At 74.6% G+C, this 14362-nt stretch carries 15 protein-coding genes and 1 tRNA gene; 9 read left to right on the top strand and 7 right to left on the bottom strand.

The window, feature by feature from the left end; genetic code table 11:
* Nucleotide 1: 1 nt before the first annotated feature.
* On the bottom strand, nucleotides 2–250 hold the full coding sequence (locus tag MU522_RS01385; protein ID WP_146358034.1) for a helix-turn-helix domain-containing protein: 249 nt from the start codon (nucleotides 248–250) through the stop codon (nucleotides 2–4).
* A 108-nt stretch (nucleotides 251–358) separates the two neighbouring features.
* Between MU522_RS01385 and MU522_RS01380 the strand changes: the two genes are divergently transcribed.
* Genes MU522_RS01380 through MU522_RS01370 form a run of 3 tightly spaced genes read left to right on the top strand, consistent with a single transcriptional unit; the run spans nucleotide 359 to nucleotide 3733 of the window.
* Nucleotides 359–970 (top strand): hypothetical protein, encoded by a 612-nt coding sequence (locus MU522_RS01380; protein ID WP_246991941.1) that lies wholly within the window; start codon nucleotides 359–361, stop codon nucleotides 968–970.
* On the top strand, nucleotides 967–2220 hold the full coding sequence (locus MU522_RS01375; RefSeq protein ID WP_246991939.1) for a regulator: 1254 nt from the start codon (nucleotides 967–969) through the stop codon (nucleotides 2218–2220). Before MU522_RS01380 ends, MU522_RS01375 begins: the two co-directional genes overlap by 4 nt.
* A 4-nt stretch (nucleotides 2221–2224) precedes the next feature.
* Nucleotides 2225–3733 carry a PAS domain-containing sensor histidine kinase gene (locus MU522_RS01370; protein WP_128189405.1) on the top strand — a complete coding sequence of 503 codons (1509 nt, stop codon included), beginning with the start codon at nucleotides 2225–2227 and terminating at the stop codon, nucleotides 3731–3733.
* A 72-nt stretch (nucleotides 3734–3805) separates the two neighbouring features.
* On the opposite strand, the gene MU522_RS01365 is transcribed toward MU522_RS01370, so the two are convergent.
* Entirely contained in the window at nucleotides 3806–4054 is a 249-nt protein-coding gene (locus tag MU522_RS01365; protein WP_021010012.1) for a WhiB family transcriptional regulator, read from the bottom strand.
* 136 nt (nucleotides 4055–4190) lie between these two features.
* Here MU522_RS01365 and MU522_RS01360 point away from each other — a divergent pair, with 136 nt between their 5' ends.
* Nucleotides 4191–4589, top strand: a complete 399-nt coding sequence (locus MU522_RS01360; RefSeq protein WP_246991937.1) for a hypothetical protein — start codon at nucleotides 4191–4193, stop codon at nucleotides 4587–4589.
* Nucleotides 4590–4599: 10 nt separating this feature from the next.
* Here the strand turns inward: MU522_RS01360 and bcp are convergent, their stop codons facing one another.
* A complete protein-coding gene (gene bcp, locus MU522_RS01355) occupies nucleotides 4600–5070 on the bottom strand; it encodes a thioredoxin-dependent thiol peroxidase (RefSeq protein WP_246991936.1) in 471 nt (156 codons plus the stop codon).
* A 91-nt stretch (nucleotides 5071–5161) separates the two neighbouring features.
* On the opposite strand from bcp, the gene MU522_RS01350 reads away from it, so the two are divergent.
* Together MU522_RS01350 and MU522_RS01345 are read left to right on the top strand one after the other, a co-directional pair.
* Nucleotides 5162–5237, top strand: a tRNA-Lys gene (locus tag MU522_RS01350).
* A 98-nt stretch (nucleotides 5238–5335) separates the two neighbouring features.
* Nucleotides 5336–5842, top strand: coding sequence for a flavodoxin domain-containing protein (locus tag MU522_RS01345; RefSeq protein WP_146358044.1), 507 nt, complete (start codon nucleotides 5336–5338; stop codon nucleotides 5840–5842).
* Between the two features lie 27 nt (nucleotides 5843–5869).
* On the opposite strand, the gene MU522_RS01340 is transcribed toward MU522_RS01345, so the two are convergent.
* From MU522_RS01340 to MU522_RS01325, 4 genes are read right to left on the bottom strand one after another with little or no spacing between them, the layout of a single operon-like run.
* Complete coding sequence (locus MU522_RS01340) at nucleotides 5870–6115, bottom strand: hypothetical protein (RefSeq protein ID WP_246991935.1); 246 nt, start codon at nucleotides 6113–6115, stop codon at nucleotides 5870–5872.
* 50 nt (nucleotides 6116–6165) lie between these two features.
* Nucleotides 6166–7389 carry a pyridoxal phosphate-dependent aminotransferase gene (locus MU522_RS01335; RefSeq protein ID WP_146358049.1) on the bottom strand — a complete coding sequence of 408 codons (1224 nt, stop codon included), beginning with the start codon at nucleotides 7387–7389 and terminating at the stop codon, nucleotides 6166–6168.
* 58 nt (nucleotides 7390–7447) lie between these two features.
* A complete protein-coding gene (locus tag MU522_RS01330; RefSeq protein WP_246991934.1) occupies nucleotides 7448–8311 on the bottom strand; it encodes a PfkB family carbohydrate kinase in 864 nt (287 codons plus the stop codon).
* Between the two features lie 4 nt (nucleotides 8312–8315).
* A complete protein-coding gene (locus MU522_RS01325; protein ID WP_128189417.1) occupies nucleotides 8316–8540 on the bottom strand; it encodes a hypothetical protein in 225 nt (74 codons plus the stop codon).
* A 112-nt stretch (nucleotides 8541–8652) separates the two neighbouring features.
* Here MU522_RS01325 and MU522_RS01320 point away from each other — a divergent pair, with 112 nt between their 5' ends.
* Genes MU522_RS01320 through MU522_RS01310 form a run of 3 tightly spaced genes read left to right on the top strand, consistent with a single transcriptional unit; the run spans nucleotide 8653 to nucleotide 14335 of the window.
* The gene (locus MU522_RS01320) at nucleotides 8653–9210 is read left to right on the top strand and encodes a TetR/AcrR family transcriptional regulator (protein WP_192575950.1); all 558 of its coding nucleotides are present in this window, start codon (nucleotides 8653–8655) and stop codon (nucleotides 9208–9210) included.
* The gene (locus tag MU522_RS01315) at nucleotides 9210–12149 is read left to right on the top strand and encodes an MMPL family transporter (RefSeq protein ID WP_246991933.1); all 2940 of its coding nucleotides are present in this window, start codon (nucleotides 9210–9212) and stop codon (nucleotides 12147–12149) included. The genes MU522_RS01320 and MU522_RS01315 overlap by 1 nt, the downstream gene beginning before the upstream one ends.
* Complete coding sequence (locus tag MU522_RS01310) at nucleotides 12146–14335, top strand: YhgE/Pip family protein (RefSeq protein WP_246991932.1); 2190 nt, start codon at nucleotides 12146–12148, stop codon at nucleotides 14333–14335. Before MU522_RS01315 ends, MU522_RS01310 begins: the two co-directional genes overlap by 4 nt.
* Nucleotides 14336–14362: the final 27 nt, after the last annotated feature.

The following is a 14362-nucleotide window of genomic DNA, read 5'->3' as shown; positions in this document are numbered from 1 at the left end:
GTCAGCGCTGGCCGAACAGGTCGGCGATGCTCGCCGACTGCGCCTGCCGCCACAGCCCGCGACGGCGCTCGAGCTCGAGCTCGCGGTCGACCCACGACTGCACCTCGTCGTCGGCGACGCGCCACGCGCCGCCCACGCGCACGCCGCGCAGCTCGCCCGCCTCGAGCAGCTCGACCACCGCGGCCGGCGTCGTGCCGAGCACCTCGGCGACGTCGGCGACGGCGAGGAACCGGCGGGCTTCGATGGGCATGGCCCCATTGTGGGGGAGCGTCGCGCCGCGTGAGCCGACCCTGTGGAGAACTTCAGCGACGCGCCCGGGCCTCCTGCCACGGTGGTGCCACCGACGAGGGAGGACGCCATGGCAGCACGCCGCACCTGGATGGATCCGAGGCTCGTGATCGGCGTCGTCCTCGTGCTCGCGTCGCTCGCGGGCGTGTGGCTCGTCGTGCAGGAGTCCTCGCGCACCGAGCGAGCGTGGTCGGCGACCCGCACGCTGCTGCCGGGCGAGACGATCGGCGCCGGCGACGTCGAGCCGGTCGACGTGCGCCTGCCGCAGTCGCACGGCCACTACCTGGATGCGTCGCACGACCCGGTGGGGCTCGTCGTCGCGTCGACGGTCGGGCAGGGCGAGGTGCTGCCCGTGCGCGCGGTCGGCACCGCCGCGAGCGACGATCGCGCCGCGGTCGTGATCGACGTCGAGGGCGCACTGCCGCGCTCGGTGCGCGCCGGCGCCATCGTCGACGTGTGGACCGCGGCGCCCGCGGAGGACGGCTTCGCCGCGCCCGACGTGCTGGTCGACGGCGCGGTCGTGGTGGGGCTGCTCGAGGACGAGGGGATCCTCGCGACCTCGGGAGCGCAGCTCGAGCTGCTCGTGCCGAGGGACGAGACCGCGCTGCTGCTCGAGGCCGTCTCCAACCAGCACGCGCTGAGCGTCGTGCCGCTCGCCCAGCCGGTCGAGGCGGCGCCGTGATCGGCATCGCCGTCTCGGCGCCGCTCGAGCGCGAGGACGCCATCGTGCGCGAGGCCGCGCGGCACGGGCACCGCGTCGCGATCCGCGCGGCGACCGCCGCCGACCTCGTCGAGCGGCTCGCCGCCCGTCCCGCCGACGCCGAGCCGCGCATCGACCTCGTGCTGGTGGTGGCCGACGAGCACCACGCGAGCCGCGCGCTCGTCGAGGCGTGCGACGAGCGGGCGCTGCGGCTGCTCGCGCTCGCCGACAGCGCCGCCGAGCGCGCCCGCGCCGCCACGCTCGGCCTCGACGCGGTCGCGTGGGCCGACGGGTTCGCGGGCGTCGAGGCCGCCGCGACGCCTTCGGCCGACGAGGCGCCGGCCGCGGCGCGGGAGCGCGGCCGCGTCATCGCGGTGTGGGGCCCGGCGGGCGCGCCGGGCCGCACGACGGCCGCCATCGCGCTCGCCGCGGAGCTCGCGCTGCTGGGCCGCAGGGTCGCCCTCGTCGACGCCGACACCACGAGCGCATCCGTCGCCCCCGCGCTCGGGCTGCTCGACGAGTCGCCCGGCTTCGCCGCCGCGGCGCGCCTCGCGCGCGCCGGCAGCCTCACCGTCGACGAGCTCGACCGCGTCGCCCAGCAGGTGCCCACGATGGGCGGTGTCGTGCGCGTGCTCACGGGGATCGGCCGCGCGAGCCGCTGGCCCGAGCTCGGCGGCGATCGCGTCGCCGAGGTGCTCGAGCGCTGCCGCGACTGGGTCGACTGCACCGTCGTCGACGTGGCCGCGAGCCTCGAGCGCGACGAGGAGATCTCGAGCGACCTGTTCGCGCCGCGGCGGCATGCGGCGACGATCGCGGCGCTCGAGGGCGCCGACGAGATCGTCGCGGTGTCGGGCGGCGACGCGGTCGGGATCGCGCGCCTCGTGCGGGCGCTGCCCGAGCTGCGCGAGCTCGTGCCGCAGGGCAGGGTGCGGGTCGTGGTGAACAAGGTGCGGGCCTCCGCGATCGGCGTCGCGCCCGAGCTGGCGGTGCAGGAGACGCTGCGGCGGCTCGCCGCCGTCACGCCCGAGGCGTGCTGGCCCTACGACGCGCGCGCCGCCGATGCGGCGCTGCTCGAGGGGCGGCCGCTCGTCGACGTCGCGGGGCGCTCGCGGCTGCGCCGTCGCGTGCAGGAGCTCGCCGCCGCGCTGCTGCCCGGCGACGCGCCGCCCAGTCGGGCGGCCCTGCGCGCGGCCGAGCGGCCCAGGCGCAGCTGGCGCGCCGCGCTACGCTGATCGGGTGACGAGCCTGACGTCGATCGCCGAGCGCTACGGCCGCCTGGATGAGCAGGACGTGCGCTGGCTCCACCGGCTCGTGGCCGACTTCCAGCTGCTGGCCGACCTCGCCATCGGCGACATCGTGCTGTGGCTGCCGACCGGCGACGAGCACGGCTACATCGCCGTGCAGCACGCGCGTCCCGCCGGCGCGGCGACGCTCTTCTACCGCGACATCGTCGGTCAGCCGGTGCGGAACGCGTGGCGCGAGCAGGTCGGCCGCGCCTTCGAGGAGGGCATCTCGCTCGACGGCGACTCGCCCGAGTGGGGCGTCGAGACCGATGCGAAGGTGCGGGCCATCCCCGTGCGGCGGCGCGAGGCGGAGCCGTCGATCGCGCTCGTCGAGCAGCCGATCGCCGTCATCACGCGGCACGCCAACCACGCCGACACGCGCAGCGCCGGCCGCCTCGAGCGCACCTTCAAGGAGTGCGCCGACCAGCTGTTCCGCATGATCGCCGACGGCGACTTCCCGGACCAGGCGGCCCCGTCCGGTCCGCGCCGCGGTGCCGCGCGCGCATCCGACGGCCTGATCCGGCTCGACCAGGCGGGCACCGTCACCTTCGCGAGCCCCAACGCGCTCTCGGCCTTCACGCGGCTCGGCTTCGTCGGCGAGCTCGAGGGGGAGTCGCTCGCCGAGATCACCACCGAGCTCATCGACGACTCGCACGAGGTCGACGAGGCGCTGCCGCTCGTCGTGACCGGTCGCGCGCCCTGGCGCACCGACATCGAGACGCGCACGGTGACGCTGACGCTCCGTGCGCTGCCGCTGCGGCGCGGGGCGTCGAGGCTCGGGGCGATCGTGCTGGTGCGCGACGTCACCGACCTGCGCATGCAGGAGCAGACGCTCATCACCAAGGACGCGACGATCCGCGAGATCCACCACCGGGTGAAGAACAACCTGCAGACGGTCGCGGCACTGCTGCGCATCCAGTCGCGGCGCACGAAGAGCGACGAGGCGCGCACGGCGCTGCAGGACGCCGAGCGGCGCGTGTCGTCGATCGCGGTCGTGCACGACACGCTCTCGGAGGGCCTCAGCCAGTCGGTCGACTTCGACGCGGTCTTCGACCGGTCGATGAAGCTCACGAGCGAGCTCGCCTCCATCCACAGCGCGCACGTGCGCACCGAGCGGCTCGGCTCCTTCGGCGTGCTGCCGAGCGGCTACGCGACGCCGCTCGCGCTCGCGCTGACCGAGCTCGTCACGAACGCGGTCGAGCACGGGCTCGCCGGCCGGCAGGACGGGCTCGTGCGCATCACCGCCCGGCGCGACGACGAGTGGCTCACGGTGCAGGTGTGCGACAACGGCGCCGGCCTGCCGCAGGGCAGGGTCGGCAGCGGGCTCGGCACGCAGATCGTGAAGACGCTCGTCACCGGCGAGCTGTCGGGCTCGATCGACTGGGGCGCTCGGGCGAGCGAGGGCACCGAGGTGACGGTGCGGGTGCCGCTCGGCTACATCCGCGAGGACGACGAGGCCTGAGGCCGCGCGCCTCCCCCGCGCACACGAGAGCGGGGCCGCCTTCCGGCGACCCCGCTCGAAGCGTCGTGGCTGTCAGCCCGCGCGGCGCGCGCGAGCGGCGCGGCGCTTGAGGGCGCGGCGCTCGTCCTCCGACAGGCCGCCCCAGACCCCGGAGTCCTGGCTGGTCTCGAGTGCGTACTGCAGGCACATCTCGGTCACCGGGCAGGTCGCGCACACGGCCTTCGCCTTCTCGATCTGCTCGAGCGCGGGGCCCGTGTTGCCGACCGGGAAGAACAGCTCGGGGTCGACCGTCAGGCATGCAGCGTCGTCGCGCCAGTCCATAGATGTGCTCCTTGTAGATTGGAGGGGGAGCCGCGCTTCGCGAGAGACGCGGCGCGGGAAGTCTCAGGGCGTCGCAGCTCTGCCGCCCGAAGTGCAATGTTTCCACAGGCCCCCCAGAGAGGCAAGGGTTTTCTCCGTGAGCGATGTCTCCCGAGCCCGTCCTTCGACCGCTGCGGCGGCCGCCGCGCTGATGCTGCTCGAGGGCCTCGGCATGATCGCCGTCGCCGTCTGGCTGGCCATCGCGGCGCTCGGCGACCCGGTCGAGCACATCGCCGGCGGCCTCTTCCTCGCGGTGCTCGCGGCGGGTGCGGCGCTGTTCCTCGCGGCGGCCGGCAAGGCCATGCTCGACGGGCGCGCGTGGTCGCGCGCGGCGGCGGTCGTGTGGCACGTGCTGCTGCTGGGCGTCGCGCTCGGCACCTTCGACGGTGGCGAGGGGCCCGTGTGGCTCGCGGTGCTGCTGGCCGCGGTCGCGATCACCGGCTTCACGCTCGTGCTGCGCAGGAGCGTGACCGGCTGGCTGCGCCGCGACGAGTGACGCGGCGGCGTCAGTCGCGGAAGGCGAGCCGCTTCGCGAGCATGTCGAGGTGGCCCTTCGCCTTCGTGTTGTAGAAGGCGTGCGTGATGACGCCCTGCTCGTCGAGCACGAAGGTCGAGCGGCGCACGCCTTCGACGATGCGGCCGTAGCTGTTCTTCTCGCCGAAGGTGCCCCACGCGCGGTGCACCGAGAGGTCGGCGTCGCTCAGCAGCGGGAACTCCAGGCCGTCGAGCTCGGCCGCGCGCGCGAGCTTCTCGACCGAGTCGCGAGAGATGCCGACGACGGCATAGCCGTGGCCGCCGAGGTCGGGCAGCGCGTCGTTGAAGTCGCACGCCTGCTGCTTGCACGCGGAGGTGAGCGCCTCCGGGTAGAAGTAGACGATGGCCTTTTGGCCCCGCAGATCCGAGAGCGCGACGGATGCGCCGTGCTGGTCGGGCAGGGTGAAGTCGGGGGCGGGCATGCCGGGCTCGAGGTGCGTCATCGGCTCCATCCAACCAGGCGGGGCGCGACGCGACCGCGGTGGCGGGCGATGCGCGCCTGTGCTATCGTTGATCCTCGGCCGGTGAGGCCATGCACCTCTAGCTCAATTGGCAGAGCAGTTGACTCTTAATCAATTGGTTCCGGGTTCGAGTCCCGGGGGGTGTACCAGAGGCCCCGGGTCCGCGTGCAGCGGGCCCGGGGCTTTTCCCGTCCCTATCGCTCGCCCCGCCGCGGTCATAGCCTGAGCCCGAGCCGAGGAGGCGCGCATGCGGGCACTGGTGGTCTACGAGTCGCTGTGGGGCAACACGGCATCGATCGCGCAGGCGATCGCCGATGAGCTGCGCTCGTCGATGGAGGTCGAGGTCGTCGACACGGATGCGGCGCCCACGAGCGTCGACGGGTACGACCTGGTGCTCGTCGGCGGTCCGACGCACGCGTTCTCGATGACGCGCCCGTCGACCCGCGAGACCGCCGTCGCGCAGCACGGCGCCCCGATGTCGCCGGGTCGCGGCATCCGCGAGTGGCTCGACGGGCTCGTGCAGGCGCCGCGAGGCACGCGAGCGGTCACCTTCGACACCCGCGTCGACCGCCCGCGGCTGCCCGGCTCGGCCGCGCGCGCCGCGAAGCAGGAGCTGCGCAGCCTCGGCTTCGACATCGTCGCGAAGCAGGAGAGCTTCCGTGTGCACGACTACGGCGGGCCCTTGGTCGACGGCGAGGCGGAGCGGGCGCGCGACTGGGCGAGGGGCATCGCCCGGGCGGTGCTCGCGGCCTGACGCCGCACGACGGCACGGCTCAGGAGTTCAGAGCGTCCGCTCCCAGACGCCGTCGAGCAGCATCAGCACCACAGCGCCGCCATGCTCGTCGGCACCCGCGAGGCGCACGTACATGAGCGAGTCGCAGGCCATGAGGCGCTCGATCTCGACCGTCGTGCGCGCTGCCCACGCGCGCAGCTGCCCGGCGTCGTGCGCGCAGTGGTTCAGCTCGAGCAGCAGCTCTTCCAGCTGCGCCTCGTTGTAGGCGACGTTCGGGGCGGTTGCCGCGATCATGGCTGAATGTTAGCCACCGTGGCTAACGATCGGGAGAGTGACTTCTCGCGCTACTGCCGGTACGACGAGAGGAAGCTGCCGATGCGCTCGACCGCGTGCACGAGGTCGCGCTTCCAGGGCAGCGTCACGATGCGGAAGTGGTCGGGCGCGGGCCAGTTGAAGCCCGAGCCGTGGGTGACGAGGATCTTCTCCTGCCGCAGCAGGTCGAGCGCGAACTGCGCGTCGTCGTGGATCTCGTGCACCTCAGGGTCGAGCCGCGGGAACGCGTAGAGCGCGCCCTTCGGGTTCACGACGCTCACGCCCGGGATGGCCCGCAGCCCCTGCACGGCGGCGTCGCGCTGCTCGAGCAGCCGCCCGCCGGGCAGGATGAGGTCCTCGATCGACTGGTGCCCGCCGAGCGCCACCTGGATGCCGTACTGCGCCGGCACGTTGGGGCACAGGCGCGTCGAGGCGAGCAGCGTCAGCCCCTCGAGGAAGCCCTTCGCGTGGTCCTTCGGCCCGGTGATCGCGAGCCACGCCGACCGGAAGCCGGCCGCGCGGTAGGTCTTCGACAGGCCGTTGTACGTGAGCACCAGCAGGTCGTGCGCGAGCGTCGCGATCGACACGTGCTGCGCCTCGTCGTAGAGGATGCGGTCGTAGATCTCGTCGGCGAGGATCAGCAGCGAGTGCCGGCGCGCGAGGTCGACGATGCCCTGCAGCACCTCGCGCGAGTAGACCGCGCCGGTGGGGTTGTTGGGGTTGATCACGACGATGGCCTTCGTGCGCGGCGTGATCTTGGCCTCGATGTCGGCGAGGTCGGGCGCCCAGTCGGACGACTCATCCGTCAGGTAGTGGATGGGCGTGCCGCCGCCGAGCGACGTCATGGCCGTCCAGAGGGGGTAGTCGGGGGCGGGGATCAGCACCTCGTCGCCCGCGTCGAGCAGCGCCTGCATCGTCATCGTGATGAGCTCGGAGACGCCGTTGCCGAGGTAGACGTCGTCGACGGTGAGCTGCGGGAAGCCGTCGACGTCCTCGTAGCGGGTGACGACCGCGCGCCGCGCGGAGAGCACGCCCTTGGAGTCGGAGTAGCCCTGCGCGAGCGACAGGTTGGCGATCATGTCCTGCACGATCGTGTCGGGCGTCTCGAAGCCGAACGGCGCGGGGTTGCCGATGTTCAGCTTGAGGATCCGGTGCCCCTCGGCCTCGAGCCGTGCGGCCTCGGCGGCCACGGGTCCTCGGATCTCGTAGAGGACGTGCTTCAGCTTCGACGACTGATCGAGCGACTTCAGGGCCATTGCACCATGCTAGGCGCGCTGCTCCCGCCACTCGGGCGCAGGTGGACCGCGCCGCGCGTCAGCCGGGCAGCTGCAGCAGCCCGCCGGCGGAGCGGGTCGTGGCGGCCGCGACGGCCATCGCCCGCTCGAGCGGCCCGGCCCATCCGCCCGCGTGGTCGCCCGCGAGCACCGATGCGGCGAGCGAGGCGAGCACGCTGTCGCCCGCGCCGATCGTGTCGACGATCGGGTCGGTGAGGGCCGGCACGGATGCGTCGACCCAGCCCCGGGCGGTGACGACGCGGGCGCCCTGGGGCCCGCGGGTGATCGCGACCGCCCGGGTGCCGGAGTCGAGCCACCGCGAGGCGGTCTCGCTCGCGTCCTCGTCGTAGACGAGCTCGGCGTCCTCGTCGCTCAGCTTCACGAGCAGCGCGCGCGAGGCGAGCAGGTCGAGCCCCGCGGCGAAGCGCTCGCGCGCGCCCGGCTCGCGCAGGTACGCGGGTCGGGCGTTGGGGTCGAGCAGCAGCCGCTCGTGCGAGCGCTCGATCGCGGCGAGCGGCGCCACCTGCGCCTCGTGCTCGAGCGCGAGGCACGAGACGACCACGAGCGGAGCCGACGCGAGCAGCGCGGCGTGCGGCTGCAGGTCGACGAACCGGGAGGTGCCGGCGGCGTTGAACTCGTAGCGCATCGTGCCGCCGTCGCGCACGGCGGATGCGACGGCGGTGCCGCGCGGGGCGGCCGTGGCCGTGAGCTCGACGCCGTGCGCGGCGCAGTGCTCGCGCACGAGCCTGCCCGCGTCGTCGTCGCCGACCATGGCGATGAGCCGCGCCGGCACGCCGAGGCGCGCGAGCCCGACGGCCACGTTGAGGGCGGCGCCGCCGACGTGCGCGGCGCCGTCGACCTCGTCGACGAGCGCATCGCCCACGACGACGACGCGGTCGCTCATCGGGTCACTTGCCCTTCGCGGCCTTGCGCAGCGAGCGCTCGAGCTCCTCCTGGCGGATGCCCTCCTCGCGCTGCTTCACCGCGCCGAGCGCGAGGGCCACGCCGATGCCCCAGCTGGCCCAGAGCAGCGCCAGGCGCCAGTCCTTCGGGCCGGACTTCGTCGCCTTCACCACGGCCATGCCGCTGGCCAGCGAGCTGATCACGCCGGCGTTGAACAGGTACTTGCGCATGTCGCCTCCTCGTCGGCGAGCAGACTACCGCCGCGCACCTGGAGCCCGGCTCCGACGAGCATCCTGACCGACCGGTCGACTTCTGACCGATCGGTCAGTACGATGGTGCGACGTGACCACCCGCGACACGATCCTGCAGGCCGCGCTCGAGCGCTTCGCCCGCGTCGGCTACCTCGGCAGCTCGATCCAGCAGATCGCCGACGACGTCGGCACCTCCAAGTCGTCGGTGCTCTACCACTTCGACTCGAAGGAGGCGCTGCTCGAGGCCGCGATGGCGCCCGCGCTCGACGCGATGGAGTCGCTCATCGACGCGCTGCCCGAGCTGCGCCACGAGCACACGGCGGCAGCGCCCGGTCTCGTCACCCGCTTCGTCGACACGCTCATGGCGCACAGCGCCGCGATCTCGATCTTCATCTCCCAGCGCGGCGCGCTGCAGGGGGTGCCGGCGATCGAGCGCGCGAACGCCATCGTCGACGCCATCGCCCGCACGCTGGTGCTCGAGGCGCCCACGCCGCGCGTGCTCACGCGCCTGTCGATCGGGCTCGCCGGCGTCGCCTTCATCCTCGGCGACACGCTCTCGACCGAGCACGACCACCTCGATCCGCACGAGATGCGCGCGATCTTCATCGAGACGCTGCTCGAGCTCTCGAGCACCGGAGAGGACGCCTGATGGCCACCTGGCTCGCCCGCGTCGGCGCCGCGTCCATGCGCCGCGCCTGGCTCGTGATCGTCGCGTGGGTGGCGATCCTCGGCGGCGTGCTCGGCGGCGCGCTCGCGCTGGGCCCGAACATGCAGGAGTCGTTCGCGATCCCCGGTACCGAATCGCAGCAGGCGCTCGACCGCCTCGGCAGCGTCTTCCCGCAGGTCGCCGGCTCCTCGGTGCAGGTCGTCTACCAGGCGCCCGACGGCGCGGAGGTGCTCGACTTCCAGGCGGAGATCCAGCAGCAGGCGAGCGAGATCGAGGCGATCGACGACGTCGCGAGCGTCGTCGAGCCGTGGAGCGAGTTCGCGAGCGACCAGGTCTCGGCCGACGGCGAGACCGCCTTCACCCAGGTGCAGTTCGAGCCGCAGGGCTCGGGCGTCACGCCCGCGGGCCTCGACGAGCTCGTGGCGACGGCGGATGCGGCACGGGCCGGGGGCCTCACGGTCGAGTTCGGCGGGCAGGCGTTCCAGGCGACGAGCGTGCCCATCTCGTGGGTCGAGGGCGTCGGCGTGCTCTTCGCCGCCATCGTGCTGTTCGTCACCTTCTGGTCGCTGCTCGCCGCGGGCCTGCCGCTCATCACCGCGCTCGTCGGCGTCGCGATCACGATGGGCGGGGTGCTCGGCGCCTCGGCGCTCGTCACCGTCTCGAACTCGGCGCCGCTCATGGCGCTCATGATCGGCCTCGCGGTCGGCATCGACTACGCGCTCTTCATCCTCTCGAAGCACCGCTCGCAGCTCGCACGCGGGATGGGCGTGGTCGAGTCGGGGTCGCTCGCGGTCGGCACCGCGGGCACCGCGGTCGTCTTCGCCGGCCTCACCGTCGTGATCGCGCTCGTCGGGCTGCTGATCGTGGGCATCCCGTTCCTGTCGGTGATGGGCATCGGCGCGGCCGCGTCGGTCGCGATCGCGGTCGCCGCGGCGACCACGCTGCTGCCGGCGATCATGGCGCTGCTGGGGGAGCGGCTGCGGCCGCGGCCCGGCAGCCGCGCGGCTCGGCTCGCCGAGCGCGACGTCGACGCGCAGCCGACGCTCGGCATGCGCTGGGTGACCGGGATCACGAAGCGCCCGTGGCTCGCGATCGTGGGCGTCCTCGTCGTCGTGGGCGTCGCATCCGTGCCCGCCGCGAGCCTCGAGCTCGCGCTGCCCGACAACGGGCGCGAGGAGCGCGGCACCACGCAGCGCATCGCCTACGACCTGCTGCAGGAGGGCTTCGGCGAGGGCACGACGGGCCCGCTCGTCGTGATGGCCGACATCACGCAGGTGACCGACATCATGCCGACGCTCGAGGCGATCTCGGACGACCTCGCGGCGATCGATGGCGTCGACCGCATCGGCAGCGCCTTCCCCGACGAGACGGCCGACACCGCGATCATCCAGGTGATCGCCGAGACGGGGCCCGCCGATCACGCGACCGCCGAGCTCGTGCGTGCGATCCGCGACGCGGCGCCCGCGCTCGAGGCCGAGCACGGCACGCCCATCGCCGTGACGGGCGCGACGGCCGTGCAGATCGACGTCTCGCAGCGCCTGCAGGACGCGCTGCTGCCCTTCGGCATCGTGGTGGTGACGCTCGCGGTCGTGCTGCTGCTGCTCGTGTTCCGCTCGATCCTCGTGCCCGTGACCGCCGCGATCGGCTTCGTGCTGTCGGTGCTCGCCGCCTTCGGCACGGTCGTCGCGACCCTGCAGTGGGGCTGGGGCGCCGAGCTGCTGCACACCGAGGCGGGCCCGATCCTGTCGTTCATGCCGGTGCTGCTCATGGCGGTGCTGTTCGGCCTCGCGATGGACTACCAGGTCTTCCTCGTCTCGGGCATGCGCGAGGCGCACGCGCACGGCCACAGCGCGATCAGCGCCGTGCGGCACGGCTTCGCCGCCAACGCGCGGGTCGTGACCGCTGCCGCGCTCATCATGTTCTTCGTCTTCTTCGCCTTCGTGCCCGAGGGCATGGCGATGATCAAGGCGATCGCGCTCGGCCTCGCGGTCGGCGTCGCGGTCGACGCGTTCCTCGTGCGCATGACGCTCATCCCGGCGGTCATGACGCTGCTGGGCGAGCGCGCCTGGTGGCTGCCGCGCTGGCTCGACCGCGCGATGCCCGACATGGATGTCGAGGGCGAGAGCCTCGGCCGGCACCGCGCCGCGCTCGCGTGTGCCGCGGATGCGGGCGGTCACCTCGCGCTCGAGCGGCTGCGGCCCGAGGTCGACCACGACCGGCCCGGCAGCGCCTCCTGGACGGTCACGGCGCCGCGCGGCGCGGTCGTGCGGCTCGACGCGCCGTTCACCGAGCGGCAGCGGCTCGCCCACGCGCTCCTCGGCGACGTCGGCGCGGCCGGCCATGCGCACCTCGGCGGGGCCGCGCTGCCCGGCGACGTGCCGCTGCTGCGCAGCCGCCTCGCGCTCGTCGACCTCGACCTCGTCGACGCCGGCTTCATCGAGCCAGGGGGCCGCGCCGAGACGGCGCACCACGCCGCCCGCGCGGCGCTCTCGCTGCGCACGCCGCTCGCGCTCGGCGCGACGCTCGACCGGCGCGCGTCGGCGCTCGTCGAGCGCGCGGCCGCGGCGCTCGGCAGCCCGATCGACGCGTCGGCGCCGCTCTCGCGGCTCTCGCCGCTCGCGCGCGCCGCCGTGCTGGTGGCGATCGCGCTCGAGCGGCAGCCGAGCCTCGTGTGGATCGACGCCGCGACCGGCGCACCCGCTGGCGCCGCCCGCGTCGCGGCGCGGCTCGGCGGCGACGACCTCACGATCGTCACGAGCGAGCCGGCGCCCGAGGCGCACGGCCGCCCCGCGATCGACCTCGCGCCCGACGACGCCGCGGCCGACGACCGCGCCGCAGCCGACGCATCCACCGCCGCATCCGACCCCACCGACACCGGCGACGCCACCGCGGCGCTCGCGACCACGGGAGCCGACCGATGACCACCGCACTGCAGAAGGCCGTCGCGCTCGGCGCGGCCGCCGCGACCCCCTTCGCCATCGCCGCGTTCGCCGCCTGGTCGATCGGGCCCGCCGTCGACGGCGACCGCGACGTGCCGGCCGCGGTCGTCAACCTCGACGAGATGGTGACGACGATCGCCGACGACGGCACCGAGAGCGTGATGTTCGCCGGGCGCCAGGTCGTGACCGACCTGGTGGGCGACGAGACGGACGGCATCGACTTCCGCATCCTGAACGCCGACGACGCCGCCGAGCAGCTCGCGCGCGGCGACGTCCACGCCGTCGTCACGATCCCCGCCGACTTCTCGGAGCGCGTGCTGAGCCTGCAGGGCGACGAGCCGCGGCAGGCGGGCATCGAGATCGTCACCGACGCGTCGAGCGACGCGCTCGCGACCGAGCTCGCCGCCGAGACCGGAGAGTCGGTCGTCGCCTCCTTCGGCGACCTCGTCACGAGCGGCTTCATCTCCGGCATCTTCGGCGGCTACGGCACCCTCGCCGAGCAGCTGGGCGCCGCGGCGGACGGGGCGGATGCGGTGGGCACGGGCGGCGCGGAGCTCGCCTCGGGCCTCGGCGAGCTCGCCGGCGGCATCGACTCTCTCGCCGACGGCGCCGGCGCCTCGGAGGACGGCGCCCGGCAGCTCGCGGCCGGCGGGCAGCAGCTCGCCGACGGGCTCGCGACCGCCGACGACGGCATCGGGCAGCTCGCCGGCGGCGCCTCGTCGCTCAGCGACGGGGTCGCGCAGTACACCGGCGGCGTCGACGCGCTCGCGGGCGGGGCCGCGTCGCTCAGCGACGGCGTCGACCGCTACACGGCCGGAGTCGACCAGCTCGCCGGCGGCGTGCAGCAGGCGGCCGACGGGCTCGAGGCGGGGCTCGGCTCCGCGACCGCGGGCGTCGCGCAGCTCGAGGGCGCGATCGACCAGTCGGCCGGCGGCGCCGCGCAGCTCGTGGCCGCGCTCGAGGCCGACCCGACCACCGATCCGCAGACGCTCGAGGCGGCCCGGCAGCTCGCCGGCGGCCTCGCGCAGCTCGGCCAGCAGGACGTCAGCGGCCAGCTCGGCGCCGGGCTCGCCGAGGCGACCGCCGGCATCGGCCAGCTCGACGCGGCCGCCGCACAGGTCGCCGGCGGCGGCGCCGCGCTCCGCGACGGGGCCTCGCAGCTCGCCGACGGCGCGGCGCAGGCCTCCGCCGGCTCGCCGGCGCTCCGCGACGGCGCGTCGCAGCTCGCGGGCAGCCTCGCCGAGCTCGACGACGGCTTCGGCGCGTCGGTCGACGGCGCCCAGCAGCTCGCCGACGGCACGGGCGAGCTCGCCGGCGGCCTGCAGCAGCTCGAGTCGGGCGCCGTGCAGCTCGCGGCAGGCGCGCGCTCGGCGCAGACCGGCGCCGCGCAGCTCGGCGACGGCGCCTCCGAGCTCGGCGACGGGCTGCGCGAAGGCGTCGCGGCGATGCCGCAGCTCGGCGACGACGAGCTCGCCGACCTCTCCTCGGTCGCGACCGACCCGGTCGGCTTCGACCTCGACGAGCAGGGCGCGCTCCCGAGCGGCGAGGCGCGCATCGCCGCGCTCGCCGTGCCGATCGGCCTCTGGCTCGGCGCGCTCGCCCTCGTGCTCGTGCTCGCGCGCACCGCCCGCCGCATCGCCGCATCCGCCGAGTCCGACGGTCGTGTGCTCGCGACGCTGCTCGCGCGCTCGGCGTGGGTCGTCGTCGTGCAGGCGGTGCTCGCGGCGCTCGTCGTGCACGCCATCGGCGGGGTCGCGTGGGCGTCGCTGCCGGCGACGCTCGGCGTGACGCTGCTGTTCGCCGCCGCCGCGGGGCTGCTGCAGCTCGCGCTCGTCGCCTGGTGGGGCCCGGCCGGCGCGGTCGTCTCGCTCGTGCTGCTCGGGCTGCAGGCCGTCGCGGCCGGCGGGCTCGTGCCGCGCGACGTGCTCGGCGGCCCGTTCGAGGCGATCGCGCCCGTGCTGCCGATGACGCACGCGGTCGACGCGCTGCAGGCGATCGCGGCGGGCTCCGGCGCCGGCGGCGCCGCGCTCGGCGGCTCGGTCGCGATGCTCGTGCTGTTCGTCGGCGTCGGGCTGCTCGCCGCGGCGCTCGCGGTGCGCAGCGCGCGCCGGCGCGCGACGGGGGAGCGGATCCGGGCGCTCGACGCGCTCGCGCCGGCCGCCGCCTGAGCCCGCCCGGCGCGCCGCCCGCGGCTC

Origin of the sequence: Agrococcus sp. SCSIO52902 (assembly GCF_022983135.1) — a bacterium.
GTDB classification, from domain to species: Bacteria; Actinomycetota; Actinomycetes; order Actinomycetales; family Microbacteriaceae; genus Agrococcus; species Agrococcus sediminis.
This window is presented reverse-complemented; position numbering and strand designations above follow the sequence as displayed.

Coding starts and splice junctions, on each gene's coding strand:
- MU522_RS01380 (WP_246991941.1), top strand. CDS start 359: ATGGCAGCACGCCGCACCTGGATGGATCCGAGGCTCGTGATCGGCGTC.
- MU522_RS01330 (WP_246991934.1), bottom strand. CDS start 8,311: ATGAGCGACCGCGTCGTCGTCGTGGGCGATGCGCTCGTCGACGAGGTC.
- MU522_RS01315 (WP_246991933.1), top strand. CDS start 9,210: ATGGCCACCTGGCTCGCCCGCGTCGGCGCCGCGTCCATGCGCCGCGCC.
- bcp (WP_246991936.1), bottom strand. CDS start 5,070: ATGACGCACCTCGAGCCCGGCATGCCCGCCCCCGACTTCACCCTGCCC.
- MU522_RS01335 (WP_146358049.1), bottom strand. CDS start 7,389: ATGGCCCTGAAGTCGCTCGATCAGTCGTCGAAGCTGAAGCACGTCCTC.
- MU522_RS01365 (WP_021010012.1), bottom strand. CDS start 4,054: ATGGACTGGCGCGACGACGCTGCATGCCTGACGGTCGACCCCGAGCTG.
- MU522_RS01385 (WP_146358034.1), bottom strand. CDS start 250: ATGCCCATCGAAGCCCGCCGGTTCCTCGCCGTCGCCGACGTCGCCGAG.
- MU522_RS01345 (WP_146358044.1), top strand. CDS start 5,336: ATGCGGGCACTGGTGGTCTACGAGTCGCTGTGGGGCAACACGGCATCG.
- MU522_RS01325 (WP_128189417.1), bottom strand. CDS start 8,540: ATGCGCAAGTACCTGTTCAACGCCGGCGTGATCAGCTCGCTGGCCAGC.
- MU522_RS01310 (WP_246991932.1), top strand. CDS start 12,146: ATGACCACCGCACTGCAGAAGGCCGTCGCGCTCGGCGCGGCCGCCGCG.
- MU522_RS01340 (WP_246991935.1), bottom strand. CDS start 6,115: ATGATCGCGGCAACCGCCCCGAACGTCGCCTACAACGAGGCGCAGCTG.